This window comes from Geodermatophilus normandii, from assembly GCF_003182485.1.
GTDB classification, from domain to species: Bacteria; Actinomycetota; Actinomycetes; order Mycobacteriales; family Geodermatophilaceae; genus Geodermatophilus; species Geodermatophilus normandii.
Map to the genome: position 1 here is coordinate 2,469,774 of NZ_QGTX01000001.1, position 14,242 is coordinate 2,484,015.

Here is a 14,242-nt window from a genome sequence, read left to right on the forward strand (position 1 = left end):
CGATCCCGGTGCGCACCTGTGTGGGCTGCCGGAACCGCGCTCCGGTCACCGACCTGCTGCGTGTCGTCCTCCGGTCCGGGACCCTCGTGCCCGATCCCCGGCGGAGGCTCCCCGGCCGGGGCGCGTCCCTGCACCCCACTCCGGAGTGCCTGCACGCAGCGGAGCGACGCCGGGCCTTCCCCCGCGCGCTGCGCCTACCGGGCGGCGCCGCGGTGGAGGCCGGTCCGCTCCGGGCCCACGTCCTCGGCGCCGACGCGCCGGGTGGGACCCCGGGGCGGGCGACCGCGAACGAACGACAGACCGCACTTCCCACAGACGGACCGGCACCCCGCCGGTCCGCACGTCGAGAGCAGGACGTCGTCGGATGAGCACGCCGTGAAGTCCCCACGATGACAAGCCAGACCATGCACCACTGACGACGAGGTCGCGCGGGCGAGCCGCCGGCCTCACCAGAGGAGATCCGTGCCAGGCAAAGCCCGCGTCCACGAACTCGCCAAGGAGTTCGGGGTCGACAGCAAGACCGTGCTCGCCAAGCTCAAGGAGCAGGGCGAGTTCGTGAAGTCCGCCTCCTCGACCGTCGAGGCCCCCGTGGCCCGGCGGCTCCGGGAGGCCCTCGGCGCGTCCACCGGCGGCACCGGCAACGGTGGCGGCAACGGGAGCGGCGCCCCCGCGGCCCGTCCCGCCGCCCCGTCCGCGCCCCGTCCGTCCGCGCCGGCGCCCGCGCCGGCTCCGGCCGCGCGCGCTCCGCAGGCCCCGGCCGCCCCGCCGGCGCCGTCGGCCGGCGTCCCGTCCGGTCCGCGCCCCGGCGCGCCGCGTCCGGGCGCTCCGGTGCCCGGTCCGCGCCCGGTCCAGCAGCCCGCCGCGCCCCAGGCTCCGGCGGCCAGTGCGCCGGTGCCCCAGGCTCCGGCGCCCCAGGCGCCGGCGGCCAGTGCGCCGACCCAGCAGCCGAGCGCGCCGCAGGGTCCGCGTCCGGTCTCGCCCGGCGCTCCGCGTCCGGGTGCGCCCGCGCCGCGTCCTGCCGGTGGCCCCGTCCCCGGTGCGGCGCGTCCCGGCGCCCCGCGTCCGGCGGCGCCCGGCGCGCCCCGTCCCGGTGGCGCCGCTCCCGGTGCCCCGGTGCCGGCCCGCGTCCCGGTCCCCGTCCGGCTCCGCGGCCGGGCAACAACCCCTTCAGCAGCGCCCCGCGTCCGGGTCCCGCGGCCGGTGGCCCGCGTCCGGGTCCCGCGGCCGGTGGCCCGCGCCCCGGTCCTGCGGCCGGCGGTCCCCGTCCGGCGCCCGGCGCCGGCGGTCCCCGTCCGGCGCCCGGCGCCGGTGGTCCCCGTCCCGGTGGCCCGCGTCCCGCGGCCGGTCCGGGTGGTCCCCGGCCGAACCCGGGCATGATGCCGCAGCGCCCCTCGCCGGGCATGATGCCGCCGCGTCCGGCCGGTGCCGGGCGTCCCGGTGGCGGCCCCGGCGGGCCCGGTGGCCGTGGCCGCCCGGGTGGTCCCGGTGGTGGCGGTGGTGGCGGCGGCTTCCGTCCCGGTGGCGGTGGTCCCGGTGGCGGTGGCGGCGGCGCCCCGCGGGCGGCGGCTTCCGCAGCGGCGGCGGTGGCCGCGGTCGCGGTCGCGGTGGCTCCGGTGCGGGTACCGCGGGTGCCTTCGGGCGTCCCGGCGGCCGCGGTCCGGTCCGCGGGCGCAAGAGCAAGAAGCAGCGGCGTCAGGAGTTCGACTCCATGGCGGCGCCCAGCATGGGCGGCGTCAGCCTGCCGCGTGGCCACGGGCAGACCGTCCGGCTGCCCCGCGGCGCCTCGCTGACCGACCTCGCCGAGAAGATCGGCGCCCAGCCGTCCGCGCTGGTCACCGCCCTGTTCCACCTGGGCGAGATGGTCACCGCGACGCAGTCGGTCAACGACGAGACGCTGCAGCTGCTCGGTGCCGAGATCGAGTGGGACATCCAGGTCGTCAGCCCCGAGGACGAGGACCGCGAGCTCCTCGAGACCTTCGACCTCACCTTCGGCGACGAGGGCGACGAGGAGGACTGGGTGGCCCGCCCGCCGGTCGTCACCGTCATGGGTCACGTCGACCACGGCAAGACGAAGCTGCTCGACGCCATCCGCAACAGCAACGTGGTGGCACGCGAGGCCGGTGGCATCACCCAGCACATCGGCGCCTACCAGATCGTCACCGAGCTGGAGGACAACGAGCGTCCGATCACCTTCATCGACACCCCGGGTCACGAGTCGTTCACCGCGATGCGTGCCCGAGGCGCGAAGGTCACCGACATCGTCGTGCTGGTCGTGGCGGCCGACGACGGTGTCATGCCGCAGACGGTCGAGGCGCTCAACCACGCCCAGGCCGCCGAGGTGCCGATCGTGGTCGCGGTCAACAAGATCGACAAGGAGGGGGCCAACCCCGCCAAGATCCGTCAGCAGCTCACCGAGTACGGGCTCGTGGCCGAGGAGTACGGCGGCGACACGATGTTCGTCGACGTCTCGGCGACCACCCGCCAGGGTCTCGACGAGCTGCTCACGGCGATCCTGCTGACCGCCGACGCCTCGCTGGACCTGCGCGCCAACGCCGAGCAGGACCCGCAGGGCGTCGTCATCGAGGGCAAGCTGGACAAGGGCCGCGGCCCCGTCGCGACCGTCCTCGTCCAGCGCGGAACGCTCCGCCAGGGCGACTCGATCGTGGCCGGCGACGCCTACGGCCGCGTGCGGTCGCTGCTGGACGAGCACGGCAACAAGCTCAAGGAGGCCCTGCCGGCCCGCCCCGTGCAGGTCGTCGGGCTCACCTCCGTGCCGCGTGCCGGTGACACCTTCCTCGTCGTCGAGGAGGACCGCGTCGCCCGGCAGATCGCCGACCGTCGTCAGGCCCGCATCCGCAACGCGCAGAACGCCTCCATGCGCAAGCGGATCAGCCTCGAGGACCTCGACGCGGCGCTCAAGGAGAACCGCCAGCTCAACCTGATCATCAAGGGCGACAACTCGGGCACCGTCGAGGCGCTCGAGGAGGCCCTGATGAAGATCGAGGTGAGCGACGACATCTCGCTGCGGGTCATCCACCGCGGCGTCGGCGGCATCACCAAGAGCGACATCGACCTGGCGCTGGCCGACGACGTCATCGTCCTGGGCTTCAACGTCCGGGCCGAGGGTCAGGCCACCGAGCTCGCCAACCGCGAGGGCGTCGACGTCCGGTACTACTCGGTCATCTACCAGGCGATCGAGGAGATCGAGGCGGCCCTCAAGGGCATGCTCAAGCCGGAGTACGAGGAGGTCGCGCTCGGCTCGGCGGAGGTCCGCGAGGTCTTCCGCGTGCCGCGCATCGGCAACGTCGCGGGCTCCATCGTGCGCAGCGGGACGATCACCCGGAACTCGAAGGCCCGGCTGGTCCGCGACGGGGTCGTCATCGCCGACAACCTCACCGTCGAGTCGCTGCGTCGCTTCAAGGACGACGTGACCGAGGTCCGCGACGGCTACGAGTGCGGTATCGGGCTCGGGTCGTTCAACGACATCAAGGTCGAGGACGTCATCGAGACGTTCGAGATGCGCGAGAAGCCGCGCGCGTAAGGCACGGCAGGACGTCGCCCGACAGCAGGGAGTAAGGAGCACCCGTGTTCACGGGGGCGCTGACCGCCGACCTGCTGCTGGGCGACGTCCACTCGCTCAAGGGCAAGCGCGCCGTGGTCCGGCCGATCGTGGCCGAGCTGCGGCGTCGCTTCGCCGTCGCCGCGGCCGAGGTCGGCGACCTCGACCTGCACCGCCGCGTGCAGGTCGGGGTCGCCACGGTCGCGGGCGACGCCGGCCAGGTGACCGACGTCCTCGACGCCTGCGAGCGGTTGCTGGCCGAGCGGCCGGAGGTGACGCTGCTGTCGACGCACCGGCAGCTGTTCTCCGGCGAAGACTGAGGACCCCCACCGCGGGTGGGCCGCTGCCCGTCCGCACCGTCCACCCGGCGTCCCCGGACGCCCCGACTCCCCGGAGGTCTGCCGTGGCCGACCCCGCCCGCGCCCGCAAGCTCGCGGTGCGCATCCGCCAGATCGTGTCCGCCGCGATCGAGTCGCAGGTCAAGGACCCGCGGCTGGGCATGGTCACCGTGACCGACGCCCGGGTCACCAGCGACCTGCGCGAGGCCACCGTCTTCTACACCGTCTACGGCGACGCCACCGCGGCCGCCGACTCCGCCAAGGCGCTGGCCAGCGCCACCGGCGTGCTGCGCTCGACCGTCGGCCGGCAGACCGGCATCAAGTTCGTGCCGACGCTGACCTTCGTCGCCGACGCCGTCCCGGACACCGCCCGCGAGCTCGACGAGGCCCTCGAGCGCGTCCGCTCCGCCGACGCCGAGCTGGCCCGGCTGCGCGAGCACGCCACCTACGCCGGCGACGCCGACCCCTACCGGCACCCGGAGGCGGACGACGAGGCCGGTGCCGAGGAGCCCGACGACGCCCCGACCCGGACCAGGAGCGCCTCGTGAGCGAGAACGACCCGGACCCGTACCTGCCCGACGAGGGCCAGGGCCGCTCGGAGCTCGGCGGGCGGGCCGAGCCCAACGCCGGCGACCCGACCGAGGGGGGCCGGACGGGCCAGATCGGCGCGGTGCCCTCCATCGCGGAGGACGAGCCCGACGACGGCGGCCCGCCGCTGCCGCCCGGTGGCGGGCTGGTCACCGAGGACCGCAACGCGCCTCCGGTGGCCGATCCCGGCCCCGACGCCTGACCCGGTGGGCGCGCCGACCGCCGGGGTGCCCGTGCGCACCCCGGCCGCCGTGCTGGCCGCGGCCGCCGACGCCGGGGCCACCGTGGTCCTCAGCGGGCACGTGCAGCCCGACGCCGACGCCCTGGGCAGCACGCTGGCCCTCGCGGAGGGACTGCGCCGCCGCGGCGCCCGGGTGACCGCCACGTTCCCCGGCCGCCCGGTGCTGCCGGAGTCGCTGGGCTGGCTGCCCGGCGTCGAGGGCCTGGTGCCGTCCACCGCGGTGCCCGCGTCCCCCGACGTCTTCGTCAGCCTCGACGCCGCCTCGCCCGGCCGGCTGGGGGAGCTGGCCGCCGTGCTCGGGGACGCCGGCACCTCGGTCGTGGTCGACCACCACGCGAGCAACCCCGGCTTCGGCGACGTCCGGCTGGTCGACCCCGGCGCCCCCGCGACCGTCGTCCTGGTGGCCGGCCTGCTCGACGAGCTCGGCGTCGACCTCGACACCGACCTGGCCACGCTGCTCTACGCGGGCCTGACCGCCGACACCGGCTCCTTCCGCTTCAGCAGCACCCGGCCCGCCACGCACGTGCTCGCCGCGCGGCTGCTGTCCACCGGCATCGACCACGCGGCCATCAGCCGGCGGCTGTTCGACACCGCGCCGTTCGGCTGGCTGCGCCTGCTCTCGGCGGTGACCGGCCGCGCGGTCCTCGAGCCCGGCGTCGGCGCGGGCCTGGTGTGGACCTGGTCGAGCACCGCCGAGGCCGCGCAGCACGGACTGCCCGGCGAGCAGCTCGAGGCCCTGGTCGACGTCGTCCGGGCGACCGCCGAGGCCGACGTCGCCTGCGTGCTCAAGGGCCAGGACGACGGCACGTGGTCGGTGTCGCTGCGCTCCCGCGGCGGCACCGACGTCGTGCGGGTCGCCGTGGCCCTCGGCGGTGGCGGGCACCGGGCCGCGGCCGGGTTCACCTCGCACCTCGACCGCGAGGCGACCCTGGCCGCCCTCCGGGCCCTGCTCGAGAGGTGACGGGCCGACCGCCCGGGGTCCTCGCGCTGGCTGCGCCGGCGCTGGTGGTGCTGGCGGCCGAGCCGCTGTACCTGCTCGTCGACACCGCCGTCGTCGGCAACCTCGGCACCGCCGCGCTCGGCGGCCTGGCCGTCGGCGGCGGGCTGCTGGCGTGGGCCGCGGCGCTGCTCAACTTCCTCGCCTACGGCACCACCGCCCGCGCCGCCCGCCGCGCCGGAGCGGGGGACCGTGCCGGTGCGGTCGCCGAGGGCGTGCAGGCCACCTGGCTGGCGCTGCTGCTCGGCGCCGCCGTCGTCGTGCTGTTCCAGGTCCTGGCCGGCCCGCTGACCCGCGCGCTGGCCGGCGGCCCCGGCGAGGTGGCCGCGGCGGGGGAGCAGTGGCTGCGGATCGCCGGCTGCGGTGCGCCGCTGCTCCTGGTGTCGCTGGCCGGCAACGGGTGGCTGCGCGGCGTCCAGGACCTGCGCCGGCCGGTGCGCTTCGTGCTCGCCGGCAGCCTGCTGAGCCTCGTCCTGTGCCCGCTGCTGGTGCACCCGGCCGGTCTCGGGCTGCCGGGCTCCGCCGTCGCCAACCTCGCCGGCCAGTCGCTGACGGCGGCGCTGTTCGTGCGGGCGCTGCTGCGCGAGGGCGCGGGCTGGCGCCTCCGGCCGGCCGCCGTCCGGGCCCAGCTGGTCCTCGGCCGCGACCTGCTGCTGCGCGCGACCGTGCTGCAGCTGGCCTTCCTCGTCGCCGCGGGGGTCGCCGCCCGCGCCGGGCAGGCACAGCTCGGCGCCCACCAGATCGCGCTGCAGCTGTTCCTCTTCCTCGCCCTCGTCCTCGACGCCTACGCCATCGCCGCGCAGACCCTCGTCGGCCACGCCCTCGGCGCCGGCCGGCCCGACGACGCCCGCGCCACCGCCCGGCGGGTCGGCCTGTGGGGCCTGGGCACCGGCGTGGTGGTCGCGGTGCTCCTGCTGGCCGCCCGCGACCTGCTGGTCCCGCTGTTCACCGACGACCCCGCGGTCCGCGCCCAGGCGGAGCTCGTCTGGTGGTTCCTCGCCGGGTTCCAGCCGCTGGCCGGCGTCGTCTTCGCCCTCGACGGCGTGCTCATGGGCGCCGGCGACGTCGGCTACCTGCGGACCGTCACCGTCGGTGCCGCACTCGTCGGGTTCCTCCCGCTGTCGCTGCTGTCCGGCCCGCTGGGCTGGGGCCTGGCCGGCGTCTGGACCGGGCTGACGGCGTTCATCGCGCTGCGGCTGGTCGCGGTCCTGGTGCGGGTGGCGGGGGACAGGTGGCTCGGCGCACCTGCGACGGTGGGGACGTGAGCCCACCCCACGACGACGCTCCGCCATCGCTCCCCGTCCCCGCGGGGGCCCGGAATGAGCCGCCGCCGCGCCGCCGACGCCGACGTGACCCCGGGGGTCCTGCTGGTCGACAAGCCCGGCGGGATGACCTCGCACGACGTCGTCGCCCGGGCCCGGCGGGTGCTGTCGGTCCGCCGGGTCGGGCACGCGGGCACCCTCGACCCGATGGCGACCGGGCTGCTCGTGCTCGGCGTCGGGACGGCGACCCGGCTGCTGGGCCACCTCGGCGGCTCGGACAAGGTCTACGAGGCCACCGTCCGGCTCGGGCAGACGACGGTCACCGACGACCGCGAGGGCGAGGTCCTCACCACCACCCCGGCCGGCGGCCTGGACGAGGACGCCGTGCGCGCGGCGCTCGCCGCCCAGACCGGCCCGCTGCTGCAGGTGCCCTCCTCGGTCAGCGCGGTCAAGGTCGGTGGCCGCCGCTCCTACGACCGTGTCCGGGCCGGTGAGGAGGTCGTCCTCGAGCCCCGCGCGGTCACCGTGCACCGCATCGACGTGCACCGGGTCACCCGGCCGACGCCCGACCTGGTCGACGTCGAGGTCACCGTCGCCTGCACCGCGGGCACCTACGTGCGTGCCATCGCCCGCGACGCCGGAGCGGCCCTCGGCGTCGGCGGGCACCTGACCGCGCTGCGCCGCACCGCGTCGGGGCCGTTCACCACCGCGCAGGCCGCCCCCGTCGAGGAGGCCGCGGCCGCGCTCGCCGCCGGAGGGGGAGCGGGGGTGCTCGGCCTGACCGAGGCGGCCACCGCGATCTACCCGGAGCGGCGGCTGTCCGAGGAGGAGGCCCGCGCCGTCGGGTACGGCCAGCGCGTCCCGGCCACCGGGCGGCCCGGCCTCACCGCCGCCGTCGACCCCGCGGGCCGGCTGGTCGCGCTCCTCGAGGACGCCGGGTCCGGCGCCCGGGTCGCGGTGGGCTTCCCGCCCGGCTGAGCTCAGCCGCCGGCTACCTTCCCGACGAGCGAGTCGTCGAGCGAGGCGAGCAGGTCGGCGGGGTCGTCGTACACCTCGTCGGCCCCGGCCTCGAGCAGCTCGGCGCGCGAGATGCCCCCGCAGGTCAGCGCGATGACGGGCAGGCCGGCGTCGCGCGCCGCCTGCACGTCCCAGATCGTGTCGCCCACGGCCACCGTCCGGTCGTGGTCGAGCCCGTGCGCGTCGACGGCGGTCTGCAGCAGGTCCGGCGCCGGCTTGGCCGACTCGACGTCGGCCGAGCAGGTGGCCCCGTCGACGACGTCCTCGCCACCGATCGCCGGCACCATCCACTCCAGGTCGGACTCCTTGCCGCTGGTGGCCAGCACCACGGCCAGGCCGCGCTCCCGGCAGGCGGCCAGCAGCTCGTCCACGCGCGGGAAGGGCGTGACCAGCTCACGCAGCGGCTCGTAGCGCCGGGTCTTGGCATCCGAGACCGCCTCGGTGTCTCCGGCGTCGTCGCCGAGCAGGTGGGTGACGAGCTCCTCGCTGGCGATGCCGATCGACCGGTGGCAGTCGGCCATGGAGACCTCCGGGTGCCCGGTGTCGCGGAAGGCCTGCCACCAGGCGAGGACCTGCAGGTAGTTGGTGTCCAGCAGGGTGCCGTCGACGTCGAACAGGACGCCGGGACGGGGGGCCTCGGTCATCGGGCCATCCTCGCGGGGCGCGGCGGACCCCGCAGGGGTTGACGGTCGTCCCGGCCGGGAAGGGGGCTCCCATGAGCGTCGTGAAGATCAACGCGATCGTGGTGCCGCCGCACGCGCAGGAGCGCTTCGAGGAGCGCTTCCGCGGCCGGGGCGGAGCGGTCGAGAAGACCCCGGGCTTCGAGTGGTTCGAGCTGCTGCGCCCGGTCGAGGGCACCGACCAGTACCTCGTCTACACCCGGTGGGAGAGCGAGGAGGCCTACCGCAGCTGGGAGGGCGGCCAGGACTTCGCGCGCGCCCACGGCGGTGGCGGCGACGAGCTCGCCCCGGCCGCCAGCGACTCGCACCACCTGTGGTCCTACGAGGTGGTGGAGAGCTCCGCGCCCGACCGGCCCTGAGCCTGCGCCGGGTCCGGCGGCGGTCGGCTCCCGGCCTGCGCCGGACCCGGCGCTACTGTGGTCGCCGGGCCGGTCGTCCGCCGGTCCGCGCCCCGAGCTCGCCCAGGTGGGAGACATGACCGACACGCTCGCCGACAGCCGCACCTCCTCCCGGGTCTTCACCGAGGGCGTGCCGGTGACCGTGGAGGGCGTGTCCCGCCGACCGGCCGCCGAGCGCGAGGCCGTGCTGGCCGACCCCGGCTTCGGCCGGCACTTCACCGACTCGATGTTCGTGGCCCGTTACGAGGCCGGCCGCGGCTGGTACGACGCGCGGCTGACGCAGTACGCGCCGCTGCAGGTCGACCCCGCCACCGCCGCGCTGCACTACGCCCAGTCGATCTTCGAGGGGCTCAAGGCCTACGCCCAGCCCGACGGCAGCGTGGCCACGTTCCGGCCCGAGGCCAACGCCGCCCGCTTCGCCCGCGGCGCGCGCCGGCTGGCCATGCCGCCGGTGCCCGAGGAGGCGTTCATCGCCGCCGTCGACGCGCTCGTCGACGCCGACCGCGACTGGGTGCCCACCGGGCCCGACCAGACCCTCTACGTCCGGCCCTACCAGCTGGCCACCGAGCCGTTCCTCGGCGTGCGGCCGGCGCAGGAGTACCTGTTCCTCGTCATCGCCAGCCCGGCCGGGGCGTACTTCCCGCGCGGCGTGCACCCGGTGTCGGTCTACCTCTCCGAGGACTACATCCGCGCCGCGCCCGGCGGGACCGGCGACGTCAAGTGCGCCGGCAACTACGCCGCCAGCCTGCTGGCCCAGGAGCAGGCCATCGCCGCCGGCTGCGACCAGGTGGTCTGGCTCGACGCGGTGGAGAAGCGCTTCGTCGAGGAGATGGGCGGGATGAACCTGTTCTTCGTCCTCGGCTCCGGCGACGACGCCGAGCTGGTCACCCCCGAGCTCACCGGCACGCTGCTGCCCGGCATCACCCGCGACTCGCTCATCGAGGTCGCCCGCGAGCGCGGCATGCGGGTCACCGAGCGCCGGTTCAGCGTCGACGAGTGGCGCTCCGGCGTGGCCGACGGCACGGTCACCGAGACCTTCGCCTGCGGCACCGCCGCGGTCATCACCCCGGTCGGGGAGGTCAAGGCGCGCACCGGCGACTTCACCGTCGGCGACGGCACCCCCGGCCCGGTCACCATGGGCCTGCGCGAGCACCTGCTCGACATCCAGCACGGCCGGGTGCCCGACACCCGCGGCTGGCTGCACCGGGTCGCCTGAGCGACCCGGGGGACGACACGGGGAGCGGACGCGTGCAGCGCTGGCGCGGGCAGGCCCAGACGCCGGCCGACCTCGGCCGGACCGTGGTCACGGTGGGCATGTACGACGGCGTCCACCGCGGCCACCAGTCGCTCATCGGCACCGCCGTCGCCCGCGCGCGGGCGCTGGGCCGGCCGTGCGTCCTGGTCACCTTCGACCCCCACCCCACCGAGGTCGTCCGGCCGGGCTCGCACCCGGCGATCCTCACCTCGCTGGACCGCAAGGCCGAGCTGGTCGCCGGGCTCGGGGTGGACGGCATGTGCGTGCTGCCGTTCACCCCCGAGTTCAGCCGGCTGACCCCGGAGGAGTTCGCCCACGGCGTGCTCGTCGAGCACCTGCACGCCTCGATGGTCGTCGTCGGCGAGAACTTCACCTACGGGCACAAGGCCGCCGGCACGGTGACCACGCTCACCCAGGAGGGCCGCCGGTTCGGCTTCGCCGTCGAGGGCGTCCCGCTGGCCGGTGACGCCTCCGCCGACGGCGAGGTCACCATCTCCTCGACCTACATCCGCGCCTGCGTCGCCGCCGGGGACATGGAGAGCGCGGCGCGGGCGCTGGGCCGGCCGCACCGGGTCGACGGCGTCGTCGTGCGCGGCGACCGGCGCGGCCGCGAGCTGGGCTACCCGACGGCGAACGTCGAGTGCCCGCCCTTCACCGCGATCCCCGCCGACGGCGTCTACGCCGGCTCGCTGGTCACCCGCGACCCCGCCGGCCGCACCCTCGACAGCCGGCCCGCCGCGGTCTCGGTGGGCACCAACCCCACCTTCCAGGGCTCGCGGCGCACCGTCGAGGCGTTCGTCCTCGACTGGTCCGGCGACCTCTACGGCGAGCACGTCGGCGTCGAGTTCGCCTCCCGGCTGCGCCCGATGACCGCCTTCGCCGGCGTCGACGAGCTGGTCACGGCCATGGCCGACGACGTCACCCGCACCCGCACCGTGCTGGGCCTGCCCCCCGCCGGGTGATCACCGCCGCGGCCGTCCCGGACCGCGCTGGTAGTGTCGTCGGCGCCGTGTATCGCGCGGCGATGTGTGCCACCTGCCCCCGTGAGTCAGACCGGGGGCCACACGTGACCTGGCCCGGAGGCCCTCCATGGCGCTCGACAGCGCGACGAAGCAGCAGATCATGACCGACTACGCGACGGTCGAGAAGGACACGGGCTCGCCCGAGGTCCAGGTCGCGATGCTCACCCGTCGGATCAGTGACCTGACGGAGCACCTCAAGCAGCACAAGCACGACCACCACAGCCGGCGGGGCCTGCTCCTGCTGGTCGGCCGCCGCCGGCGGCTGCTGAACTACCTGGCCAAGACGGACATCAACCGCTACCGCTCGCTGATCGAGCGGCTCGGTCTGCGCCGCTGACCCCAGAGGGGACCGTCCCGCCGGGACGGTCCCCTCTCTCGTGGGGCACCCGCTCCGCGAGAACACGGCGCCGCGCCGCGCACCCCGACGCTGGTCGGTCCTCGGTGGTGGCTCCCGGGCATGCCTCCTCCCCGGAGGGGGAACGATCCCCGTGGGCTTCGATCGAAGACCGGTCATCCCGGAGCAGTCCGGCGCGGGACGCCACGAAGAGGACGTCGCCGCATGCGACGTAGGAAGAGGACACAGTGTCCGCACCCACCACCCAGGGCAGCATCGCTGCCGAGTACGACCCCGAGGACGGGGTCACCACCGCCACCGCGGTCATCGACAACGGCAGCCACGGCAGCCGCAGCATCACCTTCGAGACCGGGCGGCTGGCCAAGCAGGCCGCCGGCTCGGTCGTCGTCAGCATGGGCGACACCATGCTCCTGTCGGCCACCACGGCCAGCCGGCAGCCGAAGGAGCACTTCGACTTCTTCCCGCTGACGGTCGACGTCGAGGAGCGGATGTACGCCGCCGGGCGCATCCCGGGCTCGTTCTTCCGCCGCGAGGGCCGTCCGGGCGAGGACGCCATCCTCACCTGCCGCCTGATCGACCGGCCGCTGCGCCCGACCTTCGCCAAGGGCCTGCGCAACGAGGTCCAGGTCGTCATCACCGTCCTGTCCCTGGACCCCGGGCACCTCTACGACGTGCTCGCCATCAACGGTGCGTCGGCCTCCACCCAGCTGTCGGGCCTGCCGTTCTCCGGCCCCGTCGGCGGCACCCGCGTCGCGCTGGTCAACGGCCAGTGGATCGGCTTTCCCACCCACGCCGAGCTCGAGGACGCCGTCTTCGACATGGTCGTGGCCGGGCGCCTCCTGCCCGACGGCGACGTCGCGATCATGATGGTCGAGGCCGAGGCCACCGAGAAGACGATCGAGCTCGTCCGCGGCGGCGCCACCGCGCCGACCGAGGAGGTCGTCGCCCAGGGCCTCGAGGCCGCCAAGCCCTTCATCCGGCAGCTGTGCGAGGCCCAGGCCGCGCTCGCGGAGAAGGCCGCCAAGCCGGTCGCCGACTTCCCCCGCTTCCTCGACTACTCCGACGACGTCTACGCCGCCGTGGAGTCCGCCGCTCTCGACCGCCTGACGCAGGCGCAGGCGATCGCCGGCAAGCAGGAGCGCAACGACGCCACCGACGCGCTCAAGGACGAGGTCGTCGCCTCGCTGGCCGAGCAGTTCGCCGGCCGCGAGAAGGAGGTGTCGGCCGCCTTCCGCGCCCTCACCAAGAAGGTCGTCCGGCAGCGCATCCTGCGTGACAAGGTCCGCATCGACGGCCGTGGCCTGACCGACATCCGGCCGCTGTCGGCCGAGGTCGAGGTCCTCCCGCGGGTGCACGGCTCGGCGCTGTTCGAGCGCGGCGAGACCCAGATCCTGGGCGTCACCACGCTGAACATGCTCCGCATGGAGCAGCAGCTCGACACGCTCTCGCCGGTGACCCGCAAGCGGTACATGCACAACTACAACTTCCCGCCGTACTCCACCGGGGAGACCGGGCGCGTGGGCTCGCCCAAGCGCCGCGAGATCGGCCACGGCGCGCTCGCCGAGCGGGCGCTGCTCCCCGTGCTGCCCGACCGCGAGGAGTTCCCCTACGCGATCCGGCAGGTCTCCGAGGCCCTGGGTTCCAACGGCTCGACGTCGATGGGCTCGGTCTGCGCCTCCACCCTGTCGCTGCTCAACGCCGGTGTGCCGCTGCGCGCGCCGGTCGCCGGCATCGCGATGGGTCTGGTGTCCGACGAGGTCGACGGCAAGACGCAGTACGTGGCGCTGACCGACATCCTCGGTGCCGAGGACGCCTTCGGTGACATGGACTTCAAGGTCGCCGGCACCAAGGACTTCGTCACGGCCCTGCAGCTGGACACCAAGCTCGACGGGATCCCGTCCGACGTGCTCGCCCAGGCGCTGACCCAGGCCCGCGCCGCCCGCCTGCACATCCTCGACGTGATGAACGAGGCCATCGACGCCCCGGACGAGATGAGCCCGTACGCCCCGCGCGTGACCACGGTGCGCATCCCGGTCGACAAGATCGGCGCGGTCATCGGCCCCAAGGGCCAGATGATCAACTCGATCCAGGACGAGACCGGCGCCGACATCACCATCGAGGACGACGGCACCATCTACGTCGGCGCCTCCGACGGCCCCTCGGCCCAGGCGGCGGTCGACCGCATCAACGCGATCGCCAACCCGCAGATGCCGAAGGTCGGGGAGCGCTTCCTCGGCACCGTCGTCAAGACGACCCCGTTCGGCGCCTTCGTCTCGCTGCTGCCGGGCAAGGACGGCCTGGTCCACATCAGCAAGCTCGGTGGCGGCAAGCGCATCGGCAAGGTCGAGGACGTCGTCAACGTCGGTGACAAGCTGCAGGTCGAGATCACCGACATCGACGCCCGCGGCAAGATCAGCCTCGTCCCGGTGGCCGCCGAGGGCGCCGGCGAGGGGGACGGTGCCCCCGCCGGCGACGCCGCGGCCCCGGCCGACGCCGCTGCTCCCGCGGAGGCCTGACACGGTCGCCGACC

Annotated in this window: 15 protein-coding genes; 14 read left to right on the forward strand and 1 reads right to left on the reverse strand. The window is 75.2% G+C overall.

Going from position 1 to position 14,242, the window contains the following annotated elements; translation table 11 throughout:
• The first annotated feature begins 20 nt into the window (after positions 1-20).
• The 9 genes from JD79_RS12155 to truB all read left to right on the forward strand — a co-directional run bounded on the left by JD79_RS12155 (position 21) and on the right by truB (position 7,963).
• Entirely contained in the window at positions 21-368 is a 348-nt protein-coding gene (locus tag JD79_RS12155; RefSeq protein WP_245900340.1) for a YlxR family protein, read from the forward strand.
• Positions 369-522: 154 nt separating this feature from the next.
• Positions 523-1,377 carry a hypothetical protein gene (locus JD79_RS23765; protein ID WP_245900341.1) on the forward strand — a complete coding sequence of 285 codons (855 nt, stop codon included), beginning with the start codon at positions 523-525 and terminating at the stop codon, positions 1,375-1,377.
• A 331-nt stretch (positions 1,378-1,708) separates the two neighbouring features.
• Positions 1,709-3,541, forward strand: a complete 1,833-nt coding sequence (gene infB, locus JD79_RS12165) for a translation initiation factor IF-2 (protein WP_110005725.1) — start codon at positions 1,709-1,711, stop codon at positions 3,539-3,541.
• A 44-nt stretch (positions 3,542-3,585) separates the two neighbouring features.
• Positions 3,586-3,879, forward strand: a complete 294-nt coding sequence (locus JD79_RS12170) for a DUF503 domain-containing protein (RefSeq protein ID WP_110005726.1) — start codon at positions 3,586-3,588, stop codon at positions 3,877-3,879.
• 83 nt (positions 3,880-3,962) lie between these two features.
• A complete protein-coding gene (rbfA, locus tag JD79_RS12175; RefSeq protein ID WP_110005727.1) occupies positions 3,963-4,445 on the forward strand; it encodes a 30S ribosome-binding factor RbfA in 483 nt (160 codons plus the stop codon).
• A complete protein-coding gene (locus JD79_RS12180; RefSeq protein ID WP_110005728.1) occupies positions 4,442-4,687 on the forward strand; it encodes a hypothetical protein in 246 nt (81 codons plus the stop codon). Before rbfA ends, JD79_RS12180 begins: the two co-directional genes overlap by 4 nt.
• Positions 4,688-4,691: 4 nt before the next feature.
• A complete protein-coding gene (locus JD79_RS12185; RefSeq protein WP_110005729.1) occupies positions 4,692-5,687 on the forward strand; it encodes a DHH family phosphoesterase in 996 nt (331 codons plus the stop codon).
• Positions 5,684-6,988 carry an MATE family efflux transporter gene (locus tag JD79_RS12190; protein ID WP_110005730.1) on the forward strand — a complete coding sequence of 435 codons (1,305 nt, stop codon included), beginning with the start codon at positions 5,684-5,686 and terminating at the stop codon, positions 6,986-6,988. Before JD79_RS12185 ends, JD79_RS12190 begins: the two co-directional genes overlap by 4 nt.
• 54 nt (positions 6,989-7,042) lie before the next feature.
• Positions 7,043-7,963: a tRNA pseudouridine(55) synthase TruB gene (truB, locus tag JD79_RS12195; RefSeq protein WP_110005731.1), complete on the forward strand. Its 921-nt coding sequence runs from the start codon at positions 7,043-7,045 to the stop codon at positions 7,961-7,963.
• Positions 7,964-7,965: 2 nt separating this feature from the next.
• On the opposite strand, the gene JD79_RS12200 is transcribed toward truB, so the two are convergent.
• Entirely contained in the window at positions 7,966-8,646 is a 681-nt protein-coding gene (locus JD79_RS12200; RefSeq protein WP_110005732.1) for an HAD family hydrolase, read from the reverse strand.
• Positions 8,647-8,717: 71 nt separating this feature from the next.
• On the opposite strand from JD79_RS12200, the gene JD79_RS12205 reads away from it, so the two are divergent.
• From JD79_RS12205 to JD79_RS12225, 5 genes are all read left to right on the forward strand, one after another.
• Positions 8,718-9,041 carry an antibiotic biosynthesis monooxygenase family protein gene (locus JD79_RS12205; RefSeq protein ID WP_110005733.1) on the forward strand — a complete coding sequence of 108 codons (324 nt, stop codon included), beginning with the start codon at positions 8,718-8,720 and terminating at the stop codon, positions 9,039-9,041.
• Positions 9,042-9,156: 115 nt separating this feature from the next.
• Positions 9,157-10,296, forward strand: a complete 1,140-nt coding sequence (locus JD79_RS12210; RefSeq protein WP_211307947.1) for a branched-chain amino acid aminotransferase — start codon at positions 9,157-9,159, stop codon at positions 10,294-10,296.
• A gap of 32 nt (positions 10,297-10,328) precedes the next feature.
• Positions 10,329-11,297, forward strand: coding sequence for a bifunctional riboflavin kinase/FAD synthetase (locus tag JD79_RS12215; protein WP_110005734.1), 969 nt, complete (start codon positions 10,329-10,331; stop codon positions 11,295-11,297).
• Between the two features lie 127 nt (positions 11,298-11,424).
• Positions 11,425-11,694: a 30S ribosomal protein S15 gene (gene rpsO / locus JD79_RS12220; RefSeq protein WP_075015773.1), complete on the forward strand. Its 270-nt coding sequence runs from the start codon at positions 11,425-11,427 to the stop codon at positions 11,692-11,694.
• Between the two features lie 245 nt (positions 11,695-11,939).
• Positions 11,940-14,228 carry a polyribonucleotide nucleotidyltransferase gene (locus JD79_RS12225; RefSeq protein WP_110005735.1) on the forward strand — a complete coding sequence of 763 codons (2,289 nt, stop codon included), beginning with the start codon at positions 11,940-11,942 and terminating at the stop codon, positions 14,226-14,228.
• Positions 14,229-14,242 lie beyond the last annotated feature (14 nt).

Coding starts and splice junctions, on each gene's coding strand:
- infB (WP_110005725.1), top strand. CDS start 1,709: ATGGCGGCGCCCAGCATGGGCGGCGTCAGCCTGCCGCGTGGCCACGGG.
- truB (WP_110005731.1), top strand. CDS start 7,043: ATGAGCCGCCGCCGCGCCGCCGACGCCGACGTGACCCCGGGGGTCCTG.
- JD79_RS12200 (WP_110005732.1), bottom strand. CDS start 8,646: ATGACCGAGGCCCCCCGTCCCGGCGTCCTGTTCGACGTCGACGGCACC.
- JD79_RS12205 (WP_110005733.1), top strand. CDS start 8,718: ATGAGCGTCGTGAAGATCAACGCGATCGTGGTGCCGCCGCACGCGCAG.
- JD79_RS12210 (WP_211307947.1), top strand. CDS start 9,157: ATGACCGACACGCTCGCCGACAGCCGCACCTCCTCCCGGGTCTTCACC.
- rpsO (WP_075015773.1), top strand. CDS start 11,425: ATGGCGCTCGACAGCGCGACGAAGCAGCAGATCATGACCGACTACGCG.